The following is a 17,560-nucleotide window of genomic DNA, read 5'->3' on the forward strand; positions in this document are numbered from 1 at the left end:
TAAAACCCCTCCCAAAGCCAACCTGAACCTAAATAGGTCTTCTCTATTTAAACTCTTGCTTTCAAGTTAATAGTTATCTGAAAGCAATTTACTTTTTATTTTCCTTCTTTATATCTTCTTTCATCATATATTCTAGAATTACTTAAATAAAAATTTACATACCTATTTTAATAATCGGTTAATAACGTAATTACTTGATATATTATAGTTATATTTTAATCTTAATATTAAAAATAACTTATTTTAATCTGTAATATCTATACTTCTAAATTAATAGTAATAAGTAAAATATGTTGATTGTTATAAGTTAATACATAATTATTTATAAATATTGAGTTTATATTGGTTCTGAAAAATATTTTGAAAATTTTAACACGTTAAAAGAGCCTAGATATAAAATTTATATTCTAGGCTCTTTTTTATTTGATTTTATTATTAAACTTAACTCTCTTTTTCTGTCTTTCCATCATATTTTGATATCCATTTATTTAGTATAGTTTCTCTATTTTTTGCTGCTGATTTTAAATCATTATCTATCATTTGTTCTAATGGTTTTTTAGGGAATCCTTCTGGTATTGGATTTCCTGTAGAAACTGTAGTAACAGCATAATTCTTAGAATACTCATTCATTGCTTCTTTACTTATCGCCCAATCTAAAAATACTTTTGAAGCTTCTTTTATATCATCTTTTTTTACAAGAGCATTTGCTTCTATATCCCATCCAGAACCCTCTTTTGGAAATACAACTTCTACTGGATATCCTTCCTCTTTTAATTTTATACCTCTATATCCAAAAGATATACCTATAGGATATTCTCCAGAAGCTGCTGATGTAGCTGGAGCTGAACCAGATTGAGTATATACACCAATGTTTTCATGTAATTTGTCCATGTATTGCCATGCTTTTTCTTCACCCATAATTTGTATAAGTGCTGATACTGTTAAATATCCTGTACCAGAAGAAGATGGATTAGGCATAGATATAAGACCTTTATACTCTGGCTTTGTTAAATCTTCATAAGAACTAGGAACTGGTATGTTTTTATCTTTTAATTCTTTAGTATTTACTGTTATACCTGTCATCCAAGCATCTATTCCAACCCAAGAAGGAACTTCCTTATCATCTTTAAATGCAGACTCTATTTCCTCAGAACCTTTTGGGGCATATGGTTCTAACATTCCTTGCTCATCTGCAACTAATAAGCTTGTAGCTGCAACTCCCCATACAACATCTGCTTGAGGATTATCCTTTTCAGCCAGTAGTCTTGCTGTTATGTCTCCTGTTGATGCTCTAAAAACATTTAATTTAATATCTGGATATTTTTCTTTAAATGTAGCTAAATATGGTTCTATACTATCTTCTTCAATTGCTGTATAAACTGTTAAATCTCCTTTTGTCTTACTATCAGTCTTTGAATCCGAACCTGATGAGGCAGTACTGCACCCTGTTATTACACTCAATAAAAGTGTTGATAATACTCCTAAAGAAACTAGCTTCTTAAATTTCATTTTTACCTCCCCTAAGCAACATCTTTTTGTTGCCATTTTTGTGTGTTATTTTTCAACTTCTTTGTGACAAATTCGTACAAAAGCCTTACTACTATATTTGTTAAAAGCACTAATACTGCCATAGCAGCCGATGGCCCTATATATCCTATCTCATCTAACTTTAGTATTGATATTGATGCTGTTTGAGTCTGAGGAGTATATAAGAATATTAATGCTGAAACAGTAACCATTGAATTTACAAAATAATATACTACTATTTCAAGTATTGATGTTATAGACATTGGAACTGTTATGTTAAAAAACACTTTATAAAATGGTATATTTATAGATTTTGCAACTAGTTCATATTCTTTATCTAGCATCTTTAGCGATGAATTTGAAGTTATAAAGCAAACTGAATAAAAATGAACTATATTTACTATAACTAGTATCACTGTACTTCCATATAGAAAGTTTAATGGATTATTTGCTGAGTTAAAAAAAGTTATATATGATATACCTAAAACCAATCCAGGTAATGCCATAGGTATCATTGATAAAAAGTAAGCCGTTTGTCTTAATCTAGGAAATTTATCTACTTTTTCTATCATATATGCACTAAAAAATACAAATATAGTTCCAAATATTGCTGTTAAAGTTGATATTTTTAAACTACTTAAATATGTTTTTATTCCACTTCCCAAGATACCTTTAAATGTATAATGCTCCATTGTAAAACTTAAATTATATGGCCATAGTTTTATAACTGAACCTATAACTGAAACGAATATCAAGATAAAGATTAATAAAGTTATAAAACTACATGCTATTAAAAATACTCTATCTCTAAGCTTATTTTCCTTAATTTTATATGGCATAGATTTTGCAGTTATAGTCATTCCTTGCTTTTTACTTGCCATCTTATCTAATGTAAAAGCTATCAGTACAGGAATCAGCATTACCATAGAAACAGTTGCTCCCATTGGTATGTTAAATTGCCCTACTACTTGTTTGTATATGTCAGTAGCCAATACATTATAGTTTCCTCCAACTACCTTGGCCGCTCCAAAATCTGTAAATGCTAATATAAAGGATACAAAGAATGAACTAACCAGTGAATACTTTATACCTGGAATTGTAATTTTACAGAACTTCTTAAATTCACTAGCTCCCAAGCTATCTGCTGCTTCATAAAGTCTATAATCTGCCATTGAAAGTGCAACAGATAATATTAAGAATGCTTGTGGAAATGTAAATAGTATCTGAGAAATAATTATTCCTAATGGACCATATAATGGTACCTCAAATCCCATTGTTGTAAAGATTCCTTTATTTCCAAAAAGGTATATAAGTGAAATACCATATAACATAGTTGGTGCAAAAAGTGGAAACATCCCCATAGTTTTAAAAAAGTTTTTAAACTTTATATTTGTTCTTGTTATTGCATACGAATATATAAATGCTAAACATAGTGATATTAAAGACGAAACTGTAGATACAAAAATTGAGTTTTTAAACGATGCTATAAGACTTGGATTTTCAATATACTTACTAAAATTTGAAAAACCTATAAAATTTCCAGTTGTATCTAAGAATGCATTTTTTAATAATGATACTAATGGAAATAATATAAATACTATTAGTAAAATTACTGAAAAAACTAAGAAACATTTCTGTATCGTGCTATCACCTATTCTTCTTTTATTCTTTGCTGTTATCATTTATTCACCCCTAGCTATTAAGCACATCCCTCTGATTTATACTCTACAATTCCTTCTTTAGGTATCTTAAAGTTTATTTTAGAACCTATACATAGTTTCATTTGTTCAGCAACTTTTGAAACTACATCTAACTTCATTTGTTTAGAACAATACTCAACTGTAATTCTATAGTTAAATCCCCTAAATTCAATATCCAAAATTTCTCCTACTTTTATATCCTTATCTTTAGAATCTCTATTGAATTCTACTTTTATATCTTCTGGTCTAATTGCTATTTTATTAATACCATCATCTATAAAATTAATTGTTCCTATAAAGTCAGCTACAAAAGGTGTGTTGGGATTTTTATATACTTCTTTTGGTGTTCCAACCTGTATTATTTCTCCACTATTCATAACAACCATCTTATCAGCCAAACAAAGCGCTTCTTCTTGGTCATGAGTTACCATTATAGTTGTAATTCCTAGTTTTCTATGTAAGCTTCTAATCTGCTCTCTAAGTTTTAACCTTACTTTTGCATCTAATGCCGATAAAGGTTCGTCAAGAAGTAAAAAGTCTGGTTCTAAAGCAATTGCACGAGCTAATGCTACTCTTTGTTGTTGACCTCCTGATAATTGCGATGGATATTTTTTATCATATCCACTCAATTCTACAACTTCTAGAACTTCTTTAACCTTCTTATCGATATTAGATTTACTTATATTTTTATTTTCTAATCCAAAAGCTATGTTTTTATAAACATTCATATTTGGAAATAATGCATATGACTGAAAAACTATACCAAAATTTCTACTTTCAGGCGGTGAATTGGTCATATCCTTATCGTTTATTATTATTTTTCCATCATGTTTATCTTCAAGACCTGCAATTATCCTAAGCAATGTACTTTTACCACAACCACTTGGACCTAGTAAACAGATAAACTCTCCTTTTTCAATGTCAATAGATATATCTTTTAGTACTTTGACTTGTCCATAACTTTTACTTACATTTTTTACTTGTAAAAAAGACATTTATAAAACCCCTCCCAAAGCCAACCTGAACTTAAATAGGTCTTCTCTATTTAAGCTCTTGCTTCCAAGTTCATAGTTATGCTGAGAATAATCCCCATGGTAATCTGAACCTCCTGTAACTACCAAGTTGTACTTCTTAGCATAAAAAAGTGATTCTTTTTCCAATTCTTTATTGTGTGAAGGATGATATGCTTCTATGCCATCTAATCCTACTTTTACCATATCTTCAATAGCACTAAAATTGTCCATTTGACCTGGATGGGCTAATACACAAATTCCACCAGAGTTTTTTATAGCTTTTATTGCATCTCTATAATCCACATACTTTAAGGATACATATGCCTTACCATTTCCTCTGTGAAACAATTCTTTATATAGACTGGAATATATATTATCTGTATATCCTTTATCTATAAGAGCTTTCATTATGTGCTGTTTAAATATTCCAGTTTTTGATGAGTATTTCTTTACATCTTCTAGAGATATTTTGTATCCTAAATCTATAATTTTATTTACCATCTTAACAGATGCTTTATGTCTATCACATACCATTGGATTACATAGACTTTTTATTTCTTGACTATTTAAATCTATGTTATATCCTAGAATATGAACTCTTTTTCTATTTTTGTAATCATAAGCCGAGATTTCTATACCTGGTATTATTGTTATTCCATAATGTTCTCCAAGTACAAGAGCTTCATCTAATCCAGATAAAGTATCATGATTTGTTATTGCTAGTACATTTATATTCTTTTCTGATGCTTTTTTTATTATTTCTTCTGTAGTTAAATTATTATCTGATATACTTGTATGACAATGTAAATCTGTTAACAATCTTTATACCTCCCTTTTATAAACTGTATTTCCATTTACAATAGTATTTACAATCTTTGGATATTCGCTATCAATATCTACTAAAACTAAATCTGCCTTTTTATTTTCTTCTATGCTACCTCTTTCATCGTATATACCAACTGCTTTAGCTGGATTTGAAGTAAATAAATTGACTGCTCTATTTAAATTGTTAGTTTTTTCTGCAACTATGCACATAGACTTTATCATAGCTGATGGAAGATAATCCGAACAAACAATGTCACAACAGTCTTCCAATATAGCATCCATTGCTGTTAAATTGTTATTGTGAGATTTTCCCCTTACAATATTTGGTGCACCCAGACAAGTTAAGACACCTAGCTTCTTTGAATATTTTGCAACCTCAAGAGTTATAGGAAATTCAGATACATTGACTCCTATATTTTTTATAAAATCCATCTTTTCTAATGTATCATCATCATGTGAAGCAATATTTATATTTTTATTTTTTGCTTTTCCTATAACATTAGCTATTTTATTCCAATCCAAATTATCATGTAAATCTACTAAACCATCTAGCCATGTATCAACATAATTTTCTGTAACTCCCCATATTTTAGTAGCATATTCTCTATAAAATTTTGGATTTGTATACTGACCTTGACCTGGAGAATGGTCCATTATTGATAAATAATCTATTTTATTTTCCTCTAATAATTCTGAAACCTTATCTAAACCTTCATGATATAATACTTCGTATCTTAGATGAACCTTATGATTTATACTCTTACTATCTACATTTTTGTATGAATCAATATTTTCAATCATCTTTAAAGAATTGTCAATACTTCTAACCCCTACTCCATCACCTAAAGATATAGAATGATAAACTGTAGTTATTCCATTTGCAGGTAATTTTTTATCAAGTTCATAAAATGCCATATTAAATGGTAATAATGTACTTGGTCTTGGCTCTATTTCCTTTTCAATAGCATCACTATGAATATCTATGATACCAGGTATGACATACAAGTTTTTTGCATCTATTATTTCATCTATCTCATTAAAATCAAATGCATAGTCAATCTTATCATTTGATACTTTTTTTATTGTATCTCCTTCTATAATTAAATGAGCATTTTCAAGTATTGAATCTTCTAATACAATATTTGCATTATGAATTAGTTTTATCATCTAGGCTACCCCACTTTCACTCATAGTCCCTTTTGCCATAGTAAAGGTCTTATCTATAACAGTTTCCATAAATTCTATATCATGAAAAATTCCTATCATTGTAGTTCCTTGACTTTTAAGTTCCAACATTTTTTCTTTTACATATATTTTAGATTGATTATCAAGCGATGCAGTTGGTTCATCAAGTAGCAAGAGTCTAGGTTTTTTAACCATAGCTTGAGCAAGATTTAATCTTAACTTTTCTCCACCAGAAAAATTATTTGGATAAGCATCCCATAAATTTTCCTTTATTTCAAATTGATTAAGTATATCTTTTGCCATATCATATGCACAAATTTTTTCAAACCCACTCTCAATTAATGAATGTACTACTAGTTCAATTGCAGTTATACGTGGCAGTGTCTTTAAAAACTGTGATACATACCCTATTTCCTTTTTTCTAAGGTTTATCATTTCTCTGTCCCCAATTTTAGCTAAGTCTACATTTCCATATATTTCTGAGTTAAATATTATTTCTCCAGTTGTTGGTATGTATGTTTTATAAATACTTTTTAATATAGTTGACTTACCTGCTCCAGATTTACCTATTATTCCTAAGAACTCCCCTTTTAAAACTTCAAAATTTATATTATTACATGCTTTTATAGTCTTGTTTAATGCATGTAGCTCAAAATCTTTACTAAAATTATTTACCTTAAGTATAGTTTCTTTCATTTTATTCAAAGCCCCCATTTTACTTATTTACAAACAATATTTATAACAGTGAATTTATAAGTTGCTGAGTATATGGGTGTTGTGGGTCTTCCATTATTTGGTCTGTAAGACCAGACTCAATAACACTTCCATTTTTCATTACAATTGTCCTATCAGCAAGCATTTTGATAACATCAAAGTCATGAGATACAACTACCATAGAAATTTTCAGTTCTCTTTGAATTTCTCTTATTAAATCCAAAACTTCGGCTTGTACAGATACATCTAAACCTGTTGTAACTTCATCTAGTAGCAATATTGGAGGATTATTTGAAAGAGCTTTTGCTATTTGAACTCGCTGTTGCATTCCCCCACTAAAGTATTTTGGTTTATGGTCTATTCTCTCTACAGGTATGTTAGTTTTTATTAGAAGTTCTTTGGCTCTATCCCTTATTTTTTCAACGTTATATAAATTTGCCATTAATAATTTTTCTGCTATGTTACCACCACTGCTAAAATCCAAGTTTAAACCAAGATGAGGATTTTGATATACAATACCCATAAAATGATTCTTTATATACCTCTTTTTCTGGTCTGAAAGTTCTAATATATTTTCATCTTTATTGTAATGTGATATATATACCTCTCCACTGTTGGCATGTTCTTGAAAAAATAGTATTTTTAATAATGTACTTTTTCCTGAACCAGATTCACCTACAATACCAAGAACTTCCCCTTCATAAAGTTCTAGATTTACATTATTACATGCAACTATAGAGCCACAATATTTGCATATATTGTTACTTTCATATCCTGTGCTTTCAAAACACTTTTCACATCCATCTCCATAAATAAGATTGATATTTCTCCCTATTAATACTTGTTTATCTACATTTTCTAATCTTTTAGTTTTATTTATATTACTCATTCCAAGCACCTCCAATTGTCACATCTACACCGTTATTTCTTAACCTAACCTTTTCACAATAACTTGTATCTGAGCAACTATAGTACTTTTCATTAGTGTCACTATCATACACTTCATCCAAAAATGTGTTTGTACTTTTACATAAACTACAATACTTTCCTTCAAATTTTTCCTCTTCAAATTTATAATCTTCAAATTCTAAAGGTTCCACTTTTGTATATGGAGGAATTGCATATATCCTTTTTTCTCTTCCTGCACCAAATAAGAATAAATTGTCTGACATGTTTAATTTTTTTATGTCAAACCTTGGTATTGGAGATGGATTCATTAAATATCTATCATTTACTTTACATGGATATTCGGCTGCTATTGATATATCATCAAATCTAACTATATCTTCATAAAGATATACCCACATCCTGCTATAATCTTCTTCTGAATGCATTCTTCTCGTTTCAACTTCACTAGGTTCTACTATTCTAAGTGTTTCTGGTATTGGTACTTGAAATATCAGTATTTGGTTAGATTTTAGTTTTTCTTCTGGTATTCTATGTCTTGTTTGAATCAATGTAGCATCTAATGTATCTTTTGTGGTTTCTACATTGCTTACATCTGCGACAAAGCTTCTTATATTACAAGCATTTGTAGAATCATCACTTCCTTGGTCAATTACTTTTACTACATCACTTTTACCAATTAATGATAGTGTCAGTTGTAGACCTCCAGTACCCCATCCTTTAGCTATAGGCAATTCTCTTGAACCAAAAGGAACTTGATAACCAGGTATTGATACTGCTTTTAATATTTTTCTTCTTATTTCCTTCTTCGTGTTTTCATCTAAAAAACCATAGTTATATATCACCTAAACTTACCTCCATAAACTATTTTATTCTTTCTACATCCGCTTTAAAATCTACATAATGAGGAAGCTTAAAGTGAGATATAAATCCTAATGAATCTATTCCATCTATATGAAGCAATACAAACTCTTCATCTTGTGCTAGTTTTTCACTATTTGGTTCCAAAGATTTATCTAGTATAGCCATAGATATAGCCTTATTCTCGTTGTTCCCCATACAAAGACCATATCCTAAAGACATTTTATTTCTATCTTCTGAACTTTTTTTAGAACTTTCAGTCTTGTTTTGTGATGCTTTGGAAACTATTTCACATTCAGTAACCAACATGTCACCAACTGTTATTTGCTCATCTTCATAGATAGGATGTTTTATTTTTATAGATACATTACCTGTTCTAAGTTCACTTATATATGGATGTTCATCACCAAAACCTCTTACAATAGTATAAGCAAAACCTGATACCACTCCACTTTCACCTCTGGTTAAAGCCTGTAATTTTGCCGACCTAGAAACTGGAAATCTTAGACTATTTCTTGTGATATCATCTATCACTTCCTCTGATTTATCTTCACACACTTCTTCTTGTAATAAATTTTCTTCTCTAAATATATTAGATATCTTTGTAAACTTAGGTATTTCATCCACTTTTTCTAATTCATTTATGAAACTATCTTTAAAGTCTCTATTCTTTTTTTCGTCTTCTTTTAATAATTCTACATTTAGTATTCTATTCTCATAATCTCTTGTTGCTCCAAGATATTGACCTCCTGGTATATCTTTAAATGTAGCTGATATTCTCCTCTTTATTCTCATTTCTTCTGTATTTATAGGTTCTGAATATGTAACTCTAGGCATTGTTGACCTTAAAGCTCTTATATAGAAAGATGCTTCTAATATATCACCTTGAGCTTGTTTTATAGCTAATGCAGATAGTTCCTTGTTGTATAAACTACCTTCAGACATTACTTTATCTACAGCATAAGACATCTGCTCTTTAATCTGCTTTACATCTATAGGCAAACTCTCTCCTTTTACTCTATAAAATTCAAGTATATTTTTAGCCTGTAATATAGCTTCTTCTCCACCTTTAACTGCTACATAAGCCATTTTTATAGTACCTCCCAACTTAATTTTGACGACCTTGGTATAAAAACAAGTTCTCCTTTTTTATCCACTAAAATCAAATCTACTCCTATTGGATAATCTTTATTTATAGTAGATAATCTTTCTAGAAATTCTTTTTTAACTCCATCTATATATAAACTATTTTTAGATTTTATACCAGGACCACTTAAATCAAGTTTTATATACTTAATTTGATAATCTATTGATAAATCATTTACTTGATGTATTATAGTTGCACTCTCATCTGGATATTCAAAAGAACCTATTCTAACTTGCAGTATATCTATTTCTGAATTAATATCTAAAAATAGATAATCTGACTTTTTATAATCTACTTGATTTGACATTGTAAGTGCTCTTATGTTTTTTATATCTTCTTGAGTATGATTTTCTACATAGAAGGTAACCTCTTGGTCTAATAGAGTAATTGCTATACCAATTGCTCCATTTGATAGTTTTGTATTATTTTCTATATTTATATTATCTATGTTATTTAATTTCCCAGGAAATGAAGCACTATCTAGCAGTTTTCTATATATTTCTTGTGTATAATTTACCATGATTCTCCTCCTATTTAATCCATAGTATTGAATTGAACTTTTGTTTTATTAATCAAACTAAACTCGTCAATAATCTCTTGCTCATATCTTAAGCTCTCTTCATATACACTTTTATTTATATAATTTTTTAACTCATCAAATTTAGTGTTATTGCTATGTAGAACTGCATCTATAGCTGCTAAATAAACAACTTTCTTATCATCATTTTCTGCAACTATTCCATAACCTAAACTTTCATCCACCTTTACACTACATTCTGTCACTAATATCTCTCCTAAATTAAATGTTGCATTATTTACACTTTCATTAGCTCTTACCATCACTGTAGCTAAGTTAGGTTCTTTGATTATAGAAATACTTGATATGTTTTTTATCATTGAATATATTTTTTCTAGTTTCCCTAAATCCATATTTATCAATATCTTAGTACTATCAACTGTATACAAGATTTTGCCTCCTTAATTTACTTTTCGTTTACTTACCTAAGAATATAATAAACAACTTAAGTTAAATAGATATTATGTTTCAGTTAATTCTAATGGATATCTTGTAAATTCTTTTTTAACAATGTTAAGAAATTATATATTGAAAATGTAAATTAAATCACTAGAAATAAAAAAGTAGGTTTTCCCAAAATAGATATAATCACCTTTTTCATTGTTAAAATGATGAAAATATATTTGATTTCATAAAAAAAAGAGTGCCTCATGAACTAAAAAGTTCATCTTGAGACACTCCCTCATTTTGTACTTATAATGATTTATTTTAATATATCATTATAAGTTTTAATTGTTTATTTTATATTAAAAAACTTTTTTGCATTTTCTTTTGTAGCTCTACATACTTCTTCATATGATATACCTTTTTCTTGAGCTATTTTATCAGCAACAAAAGCTACTTGAGAAGGGTTATTTCTCTTTCCTCTGTGTGGCTCTGGTGACATATATGGTGAATCAGTCTCTATAAACAGCCTTTCCAGAGGAATTTCTCTTACTACTTCTCTAGTTTTCTTATTATTCTTAAAAGTAACTGTTCCTGAAATTGATATATAACAACCCATTTTAACATATTCTCTAGCTAATTCCACATTGCCACTATAACAATGGAGTACACACCCTATTTCAGGACTTTTAGTACTTTTTATTATCTCAAAAGTATCTCCATGTGCATCTCTATCATGTATTATTATTGGAAGTTTTAACTCATTAGCTAACTCAATTTGCTTCTTAAACCACTCTTTTTGCTCTTCTCTTGGAGAATAATCATAATAATAATCTAACCCAATTTCTCCAATAGCTACAACTTTTTCATTTTCAGTTGCAAGTTTTCTTAAAGTATCTATTGCTGTATCATCTAGCTTTGATACATCATGTGGATGTACTCCAACTGCTGAATATATAAAATCATACTTTTTTGCTAGTTCAATTGCTGTTATTGATGTTTCTATATCTGCACCTGGATTTACAACTAAATCTACACCTTTTTCTTTTAATGAACCAATAAGTTCATCTCTATCTTCATCAAAACTTTCATCGTTTAAATGTGCATGTGAGTCAAATAACATTTTTAATCTCCTTACTGTTTAATTGCCTATTAACGAACCTCGCATCCATCTTTAGCCCCTTGTGTAAATGGTAGAACATATGGGTCTCCATCATCACCTGCTGCTAGTATCATACCTTGAGATTCTACACCTCTTAATTTGACTGGTTTTAAGTTACATACTACTGTAACTTCCTTACCTACCAAGTCTTCTGGCTTATAGTATTCAGCTATTCCTGATACTATTTGTCTTGTTTCTGGTCCAATTTTAACTTGTGATACTAATAATTTATTTGCTTTTGGATGCTTTTCACAGCTTATTATTTTTCCTACTCTAAGCTCTATTTTATCTAAATCATCAATAGTAATTTCTTCTTTATGCTCTAATGGCTTTTCTTCTACTGGAGGTTTCCCAGAAAACATCTTAGTTAATTCTTCTATTTCTTTTTCTACATCTAATCTTGGGAATAAAGGTTCACCTTTAAATACCTTTACATTTTCGCCAATAAGGCCAAATGTTTTTGTACTTTCCCATGTAGTTATATCACCTTGACCTTTTATTCCTATATGCTCATATATCTTATTTGCTGTTTCATTCATTATAGGATTTATTAATGTTGCAATTATTCTTATAGATTCACATAAATTATATAAAACTGTATCTAATTCATCTTTCTTAGTTTCATCTTTAGCTAGTGCCCAAGGCATAGTCTCATCTATATATTTATTAGTTCTTCTAACCAACTTCCATACACTCTCTAATGCTTCATGGAATTGCATTTTGTCCATTTCAGCTTCAAAGTTTTCTCTAGTTGATACAGCTTGTTCTTTTAAATCTGCATCAAAGTCAGTTGAAACTTTTGCTGTTGGTATTATACCATTATTATACTTTTCAACCATGGCTACTGTTCTGCTTATTAAGTTTCCTAAATCATTTGCTAGGTCATAATTTATTCTTGTTACAAAATTTCTATGGGTATAACTTCCATCTTGTCCAAATGCAAACTCTCTTAATAAGAAATATTTAAGTGTATCTATTCCATATCTTTCTATTATAGGTTCTGGATAAACCACATTACCTTTTGATTTACTCATCTTATCATCAGCAAATAATATCCATCCATGTCCAAATACTTGTTTTGGAACTTCTAAACCTAAAGCCATTAAAAGTGCTGGCCATATTATTGTATGGAATCTCACTATTTCTTTACCTACTATTTGAACATTTGCAGGCCAATATTTTTTGAATTCTTCATCATTGTCAGTCATATATCCTAATGCCGTTATGTAATTACATAAAGCATCTACCCATACATAAATTACATGTTTTTCATCAAAAGGAACTTTTATACCCCAGTCAAAAGTTGTTCTTGTTACGCTTAAGTCCTCTAATCCTTTATCTAAAAAGTTTGCTACCATTTCGTTTTTTCTAGCAGCAGGGAAACAGAAGCTATCATCCTTAAATAACTCTTTTAATCTATCTTCATATTTAGATAGTCTAAAGAAATAAGATTCTTCTTTCACTAAATATGTTTCTCTTCCACAATCAGGGCATTTATTTCCTTCCAATAATTGAGATTCTGTCCAGAAACTTTCACAAGGAGTACAATATCTACCTTCATATTCTCCTTTATATATATCACCTTGCTCATATAATTTAGTAAATATTTTTTGTATTATGTCTGTATGTCTTTTTTCTGTTGTTCTTATAAAATCATCATAAGATATATCCATAGTATTCCATAAAGCCTTTATATCTTTTATCATTCCATCAAGATATTCTATCTCTGACATTCCTTGTTCTATAGCTTTCTTTTGGATTTTTTCACCATGCTCATCTGTTCCTGTTAAGAACTTTACATCATATCCACAAAAACGCTTAAATCTAGCTATCGTATCTGCTGCTACTGTTGAATAAGTATGACCTATGTGTAATCCTCCACTTGGATAGTATATTGGTGTTGTTACATAAAAACTCGGTTTGCTCATATTATTTACCTCCTAATTTTTTTATCGTTCTAGTTTTATAAATATTTCATTGAAATAATAAAAAATCGCCTCCTATGAGCTAACATAGGGGCGAGATTATTCACGGTACCACCCTAATTCATCTATAATAATTATGTTTCACATGAAATGTAGAAATTCACTTTATAGACATCTTAATAGACTATAACGTGCCCAACCGTTTTATCCTAGCATATATGCTCAGATAAAAAGCTCCAAGACCATCTTCAATAAAGCTTTTGACACTAGCTTTCACCTAACCTAGCTCTCTGATAGAAAAAACCTTTATTTACTCTTCTTTTCATAGCTTATAATTTATATTACTATTTATTTCTATATAATCACTATATTATAAAATTTTTCCCACATTGTCAACAAATTATACAAATATTACATAGCAAATAAAAACAGCTGCTATAACACCAGCGACATGACTAATCATAGCACATGACAATGTATGCCTAGTATTTTTTATCTTTAGACTTCCATAGTATATTGCCATTGTATAAAAGATAGTTTCAGAAGAACCTACAATTGTAGCACCCATTTTTTCTACTAAACTACCTATTCCAACCCTATTTGCAAGTTCACTATACATACCTAAAGCACCACTTCCAGATAAAGGTTTTACACTTATCAGACCTATTAATTCTTTTGGTATACTCATCATATTAGCTATTGGTGTAAATAACCATTCTAACATATCAAGACCTTTACCTGTTTTGAATATTCCTATTGCCAGGAATATTCCTATTATATATGGTAATATGTCCCATGCTGCCTTTAGTCCATCAATTGCCCCTTTTACAAAACTATCATACACATCTATTTTTTTATATTTACCATAAACTACTATGTACAAAATTATTATTGGTATAAGTAAGTTTGAAAACACTTCCATGTATCTACATCCCCTTTATCTATATCTTCTTTGAAAAAATTTACATGTTATTATCGCTATTGCTGTAGATATAATGGTTGCAAATAAGGTTGTAAAAATTATTTCACTTGGATTTTGAGCTCCCATATCCATCCTTAATTTAATTATGGTAAATGGAATTATTTGTATAGATGATATATTTATTACCATAAACATAATCATATCATTAGTTGCTGTATCTTTTTTGTTGTTTAAAGTTTGAAGCTCACTCATTGCCTTTAAACCAAATGCTGTTGCACCATTTCCAGCACCCAGCATATTTAAAGCAATGTTCATAACTATATAAGACATTGCTTTGTGACCTTTTGGAATAGAAGGAAACAATCTTCTCATTATAGGATTTAATTTCTGGCCTATCTTTTCGATTAGACCTGATTCTTTTGCAATATTCATTACACCCATCCAAAGTGCCATTATACCAGCTAGACTTATTGCAAATTCTATACCTTTTGATGTTTCACTTAATATAACTTTATTTAATTCACCCATATTTTTAGAAATCAAACTTCCTATTATTCCTATTGATACCATATAAAACCATATTTTTCCTATCCTAATCATCCTCCTCTTTAAATAATTTTATGATAGTTAGGTAATACTTTATACTTGAAAGTTGTACTATATTATGTTTTAGTATAAGTGTGGGAGTTTTTATAATTTTTAATATTTAATAATAATTAAGGAGAGAAATAATGAGAAATCTAACACTTCTTACTGATTTATATCAGCTGACTATGTTAAATGGCTATTTTGAAAAAAATATTCACGAAGACATTGTTGTATTCGATATGTTTTTTAGAAAAAACGCTTGTGATGGAGGGTATACTATAGTTTGTGGTATTGATCAGGTTGTTGAATACATAGATAATCTTCATTTCTCAGATGAAGATTTAGAGTACTTAAAAAGCTTAAATTTATTTTCTGATAAGTTTCTAAAGTTTTTAAAAGAATTTAAGTTCACAGGAGATATATATGCTGTTGAAGAAGGAACTATCATGTTTCCTAATGAGCCATTGATTACTGTTAAGGCACCTTTATATCAAGCTCAACTTATTGAAACAGCATTGTTGACAATAGTCAATTTTCAATCTCTTATTGCTACTAAAGCCTCTAGAGTTTGTTTTGCAGCTCAAGGAGACCCTGTATTTGAATTTGGATTACGCCGTGCACAAGGTGCAGATGCAGGTATATATGGTGCTAGAGCTGCTGTAGTTGGTGGTTGTACTGGAACTGCAAATGTATTAGCTGGGAAAATGTTTGATATACCTATAATTGGTACACATGCTCATAGTTGGGTACAAAAATTTGATACTGAACTTGATGCATTCCAAGCATATGCTGATGTTTATCCAGACAAATGCTTACTACTTGTAGATACTTATGATGTATTAAACAGTGGTGTACCTAATGCAATAAAAGTATTTAAAAATATTTCCGAAAAAGGATACAAACCTATGGGTATAAGACTAGATTCTGGAGATTTAGCTTATTTATCTAAAGAAGCAAAAAAACAATTAGATAGTGCTGGTTTTTCAGATATTAGCATTACTGCATCTAATGACCTTGATGAATACACTATATCATCACTTAAAGCAGAAGGAGCTACTATAAATTCATGGGGAGTAGGCACAAAGCTCATTACATCTTTCGATTCACCTTCTCTTGGAGGAGTTTACAAATTAGCTGCATCTTGTGAAAATGGAACTCTTGAACCTAAGATAAAAATTTCTGAAAATCCAGAGAAAATAAATAATCCTGGTTACAAGAAAGTTATAAGAATATATAACGAAGACAATAAAGCAGAGGCAGATTTAATTATGTTACATGATGAAGTTATAGATGAATCTAAACCTTTAGAAATCTTCCATCCTACATATACATGGAAAACGAAGATATTTACAAACTATAAAGTTAAAGAGCTTCTTAAACCATTGTATATAAAAGGAATATGCAAATATAATAAAAAACCTGTTCTTGAAATAAAAAATCATGTACAATATGAATTAAGTACTATCTGGGAACAATACAAAAGACTTTCAAAACCACACATTTATAAGGTTGATTTATCTAGAAATCTTTGGTATTTAAAAACAAAAATGATAGATTCTAAAAAAGTTTTATAGCATTAATTATTTTTATTTAAGGGGGACTGTTTATTTATGGATGTTACAGATTATAGAATCATAGAAATTTTACAGGATGATGGGAGAATTTCTATGAAGGACTTAGGAAAAATAGTTGGTTTAACTTCTCCTGCAGTTTCAGAAAGAGTCAAAAGATTAGAAGAATCTGGTGTTATAGAAGGGTATAAGGCTATTGTTAACCCAGATTCATTAGGTAGAGTTATAAAGGCATTTATTCATATTTCTCTTCCAAGTAATGGATATACAGAGTTCATTGAATCAGCTGGAAAGGACCCTAGAATTGTAGAATGTCACCATATAACAGGTGATGATTGCTTACTTTTAAAAGTCATTGTAAAAGATATGTACGAATTAGAAAATGTGATTGATACTATAAAGAAAATAGGCTCTACTAAGACCTCTGTTATACTATCAACACCAATACAAGCAAAATCAATATTGTAATATAAGTTAAATACTAATGGTTTATTGACTAATAGACCATTAAGTATTCTTAATGAGATTCCAATTTTTGATATAAAAAAAGTTG

General features: G+C 29.4%; 17 protein-coding genes and 1 other annotated feature. Of the genes, 2 read left to right on the forward strand and 15 right to left on the reverse strand.

Annotation, left to right across the window (positions count from 1 at the left end; all coding sequences use genetic code 11):
• Positions 1-441 precede the first annotated feature (441 nt).
• The 15 genes from ACTG44_RS19400 to ACTG44_RS19470 all read right to left on the reverse strand — a co-directional run bounded on the left by ACTG44_RS19400 (position 442) and on the right by ACTG44_RS19470 (position 15,448).
• Positions 442-1,509 carry a putative 2-aminoethylphosphonate ABC transporter substrate-binding protein gene (locus ACTG44_RS19400; protein WP_479921059.1) on the reverse strand — a complete coding sequence of 356 codons (1,068 nt, stop codon included), beginning with the start codon at positions 1,507-1,509 and terminating at the stop codon, positions 442-444.
• Positions 1,510-1,520: 11 nt separating this feature from the next.
• On the reverse strand, positions 1,521-3,209 hold the full coding sequence (locus ACTG44_RS19405) for a putative 2-aminoethylphosphonate ABC transporter permease subunit (RefSeq protein WP_479917773.1): 1,689 nt from the start codon (positions 3,207-3,209) through the stop codon (positions 1,521-1,523).
• A gap of 17 nt (positions 3,210-3,226) precedes the next feature.
• Positions 3,227-4,222: an ABC transporter ATP-binding protein gene (locus ACTG44_RS19410; protein ID WP_479921060.1), complete on the reverse strand. Its 996-nt coding sequence runs from the start codon at positions 4,220-4,222 to the stop codon at positions 3,227-3,229.
• Entirely contained in the window at positions 4,223-5,059 is an 837-nt protein-coding gene (locus ACTG44_RS19415; protein WP_021386467.1) for a PHP domain-containing protein, read from the reverse strand.
• A gap of 3 nt (positions 5,060-5,062) precedes the next feature.
• Positions 5,063-6,232, reverse strand: coding sequence for an alpha-D-ribose 1-methylphosphonate 5-triphosphate diphosphatase (locus ACTG44_RS19420; RefSeq protein ID WP_479921061.1), 1,170 nt, complete (start codon positions 6,230-6,232; stop codon positions 5,063-5,065).
• Positions 6,233-6,946, reverse strand: a complete 714-nt coding sequence (locus tag ACTG44_RS19425; protein ID WP_054271965.1) for a phosphonate C-P lyase system protein PhnL — start codon at positions 6,944-6,946, stop codon at positions 6,233-6,235.
• Positions 6,947-6,986: 40 nt separating this feature from the next.
• Positions 6,987-7,853, reverse strand: coding sequence for an ATP-binding cassette domain-containing protein (locus tag ACTG44_RS19430; protein ID WP_479921062.1), 867 nt, complete (start codon positions 7,851-7,853; stop codon positions 6,987-6,989).
• Complete coding sequence (locus ACTG44_RS19435; RefSeq protein WP_021386460.1) at positions 7,846-8,715, reverse strand: alpha-D-ribose 1-methylphosphonate 5-phosphate C-P-lyase PhnJ; 870 nt, start codon at positions 8,713-8,715, stop codon at positions 7,846-7,848. The genes ACTG44_RS19430 and ACTG44_RS19435 overlap by 8 nt, the downstream gene beginning before the upstream one ends.
• A 19-nt stretch (positions 8,716-8,734) precedes the next feature.
• On the reverse strand, positions 8,735-9,820 hold the full coding sequence (locus ACTG44_RS19440; RefSeq protein ID WP_479921063.1) for a carbon-phosphorus lyase complex subunit PhnI: 1,086 nt from the start codon (positions 9,818-9,820) through the stop codon (positions 8,735-8,737).
• A 2-nt stretch (positions 9,821-9,822) separates the two neighbouring features.
• Positions 9,823-10,398 carry a phosphonate C-P lyase system protein PhnH gene (gene phnH / locus ACTG44_RS19445; RefSeq protein ID WP_021386458.1) on the reverse strand — a complete coding sequence of 192 codons (576 nt, stop codon included), beginning with the start codon at positions 10,396-10,398 and terminating at the stop codon, positions 9,823-9,825.
• Between the two features lie 14 nt (positions 10,399-10,412).
• The gene (gene phnG / locus ACTG44_RS19450; RefSeq protein ID WP_044214042.1) at positions 10,413-10,844 is read right to left on the reverse strand and encodes a phosphonate C-P lyase system protein PhnG; all 432 of its coding nucleotides are present in this window, start codon (positions 10,842-10,844) and stop codon (positions 10,413-10,415) included.
• Positions 10,845-11,191: 347 nt separating this feature from the next.
• Positions 11,192-11,962, reverse strand: a complete 771-nt coding sequence (locus ACTG44_RS19455; protein WP_479921064.1) for a TatD family hydrolase — start codon at positions 11,960-11,962, stop codon at positions 11,192-11,194.
• Between the two features lie 29 nt (positions 11,963-11,991).
• Positions 11,992-13,929, reverse strand: a complete 1,938-nt coding sequence (metG, locus tag ACTG44_RS19460) for a methionine--tRNA ligase (RefSeq protein WP_479921065.1) — start codon at positions 13,927-13,929, stop codon at positions 11,992-11,994.
• An 83-nt stretch (positions 13,930-14,012) separates the two neighbouring features.
• Positions 14,013-14,261 (reverse strand) — a binding site (T-box leader).
• A 65-nt stretch (positions 14,262-14,326) separates the two neighbouring features.
• Positions 14,327-14,848, reverse strand: coding sequence for a spore maturation protein (locus tag ACTG44_RS19465; protein WP_021386457.1), 522 nt, complete (start codon positions 14,846-14,848; stop codon positions 14,327-14,329).
• Positions 14,849-14,863: 15 nt separating this feature from the next.
• Positions 14,864-15,448: a nucleoside recognition domain-containing protein gene (locus ACTG44_RS19470; protein WP_044214044.1), complete on the reverse strand. Its 585-nt coding sequence runs from the start codon at positions 15,446-15,448 to the stop codon at positions 14,864-14,866.
• A gap of 131 nt (positions 15,449-15,579) precedes the next feature.
• Between ACTG44_RS19470 and ACTG44_RS19475 the strand changes: the two genes are divergently transcribed.
• Together ACTG44_RS19475 and ACTG44_RS19480 are read left to right on the forward strand one after the other, a co-directional pair.
• Positions 15,580-17,010, forward strand: coding sequence for a nicotinate phosphoribosyltransferase (locus ACTG44_RS19475; protein ID WP_021386454.1), 1,431 nt, complete (start codon positions 15,580-15,582; stop codon positions 17,008-17,010).
• Positions 17,011-17,046: 36 nt separating this feature from the next.
• Complete coding sequence (locus tag ACTG44_RS19480) at positions 17,047-17,475, forward strand: Lrp/AsnC family transcriptional regulator (protein ID WP_021386461.1); 429 nt, start codon at positions 17,047-17,049, stop codon at positions 17,473-17,475.
• Positions 17,476-17,560 lie beyond the last annotated feature (85 nt).

It is taken from the genome of Clostridioides sp. LIBA-2809 (genome assembly GCF_056688965.1).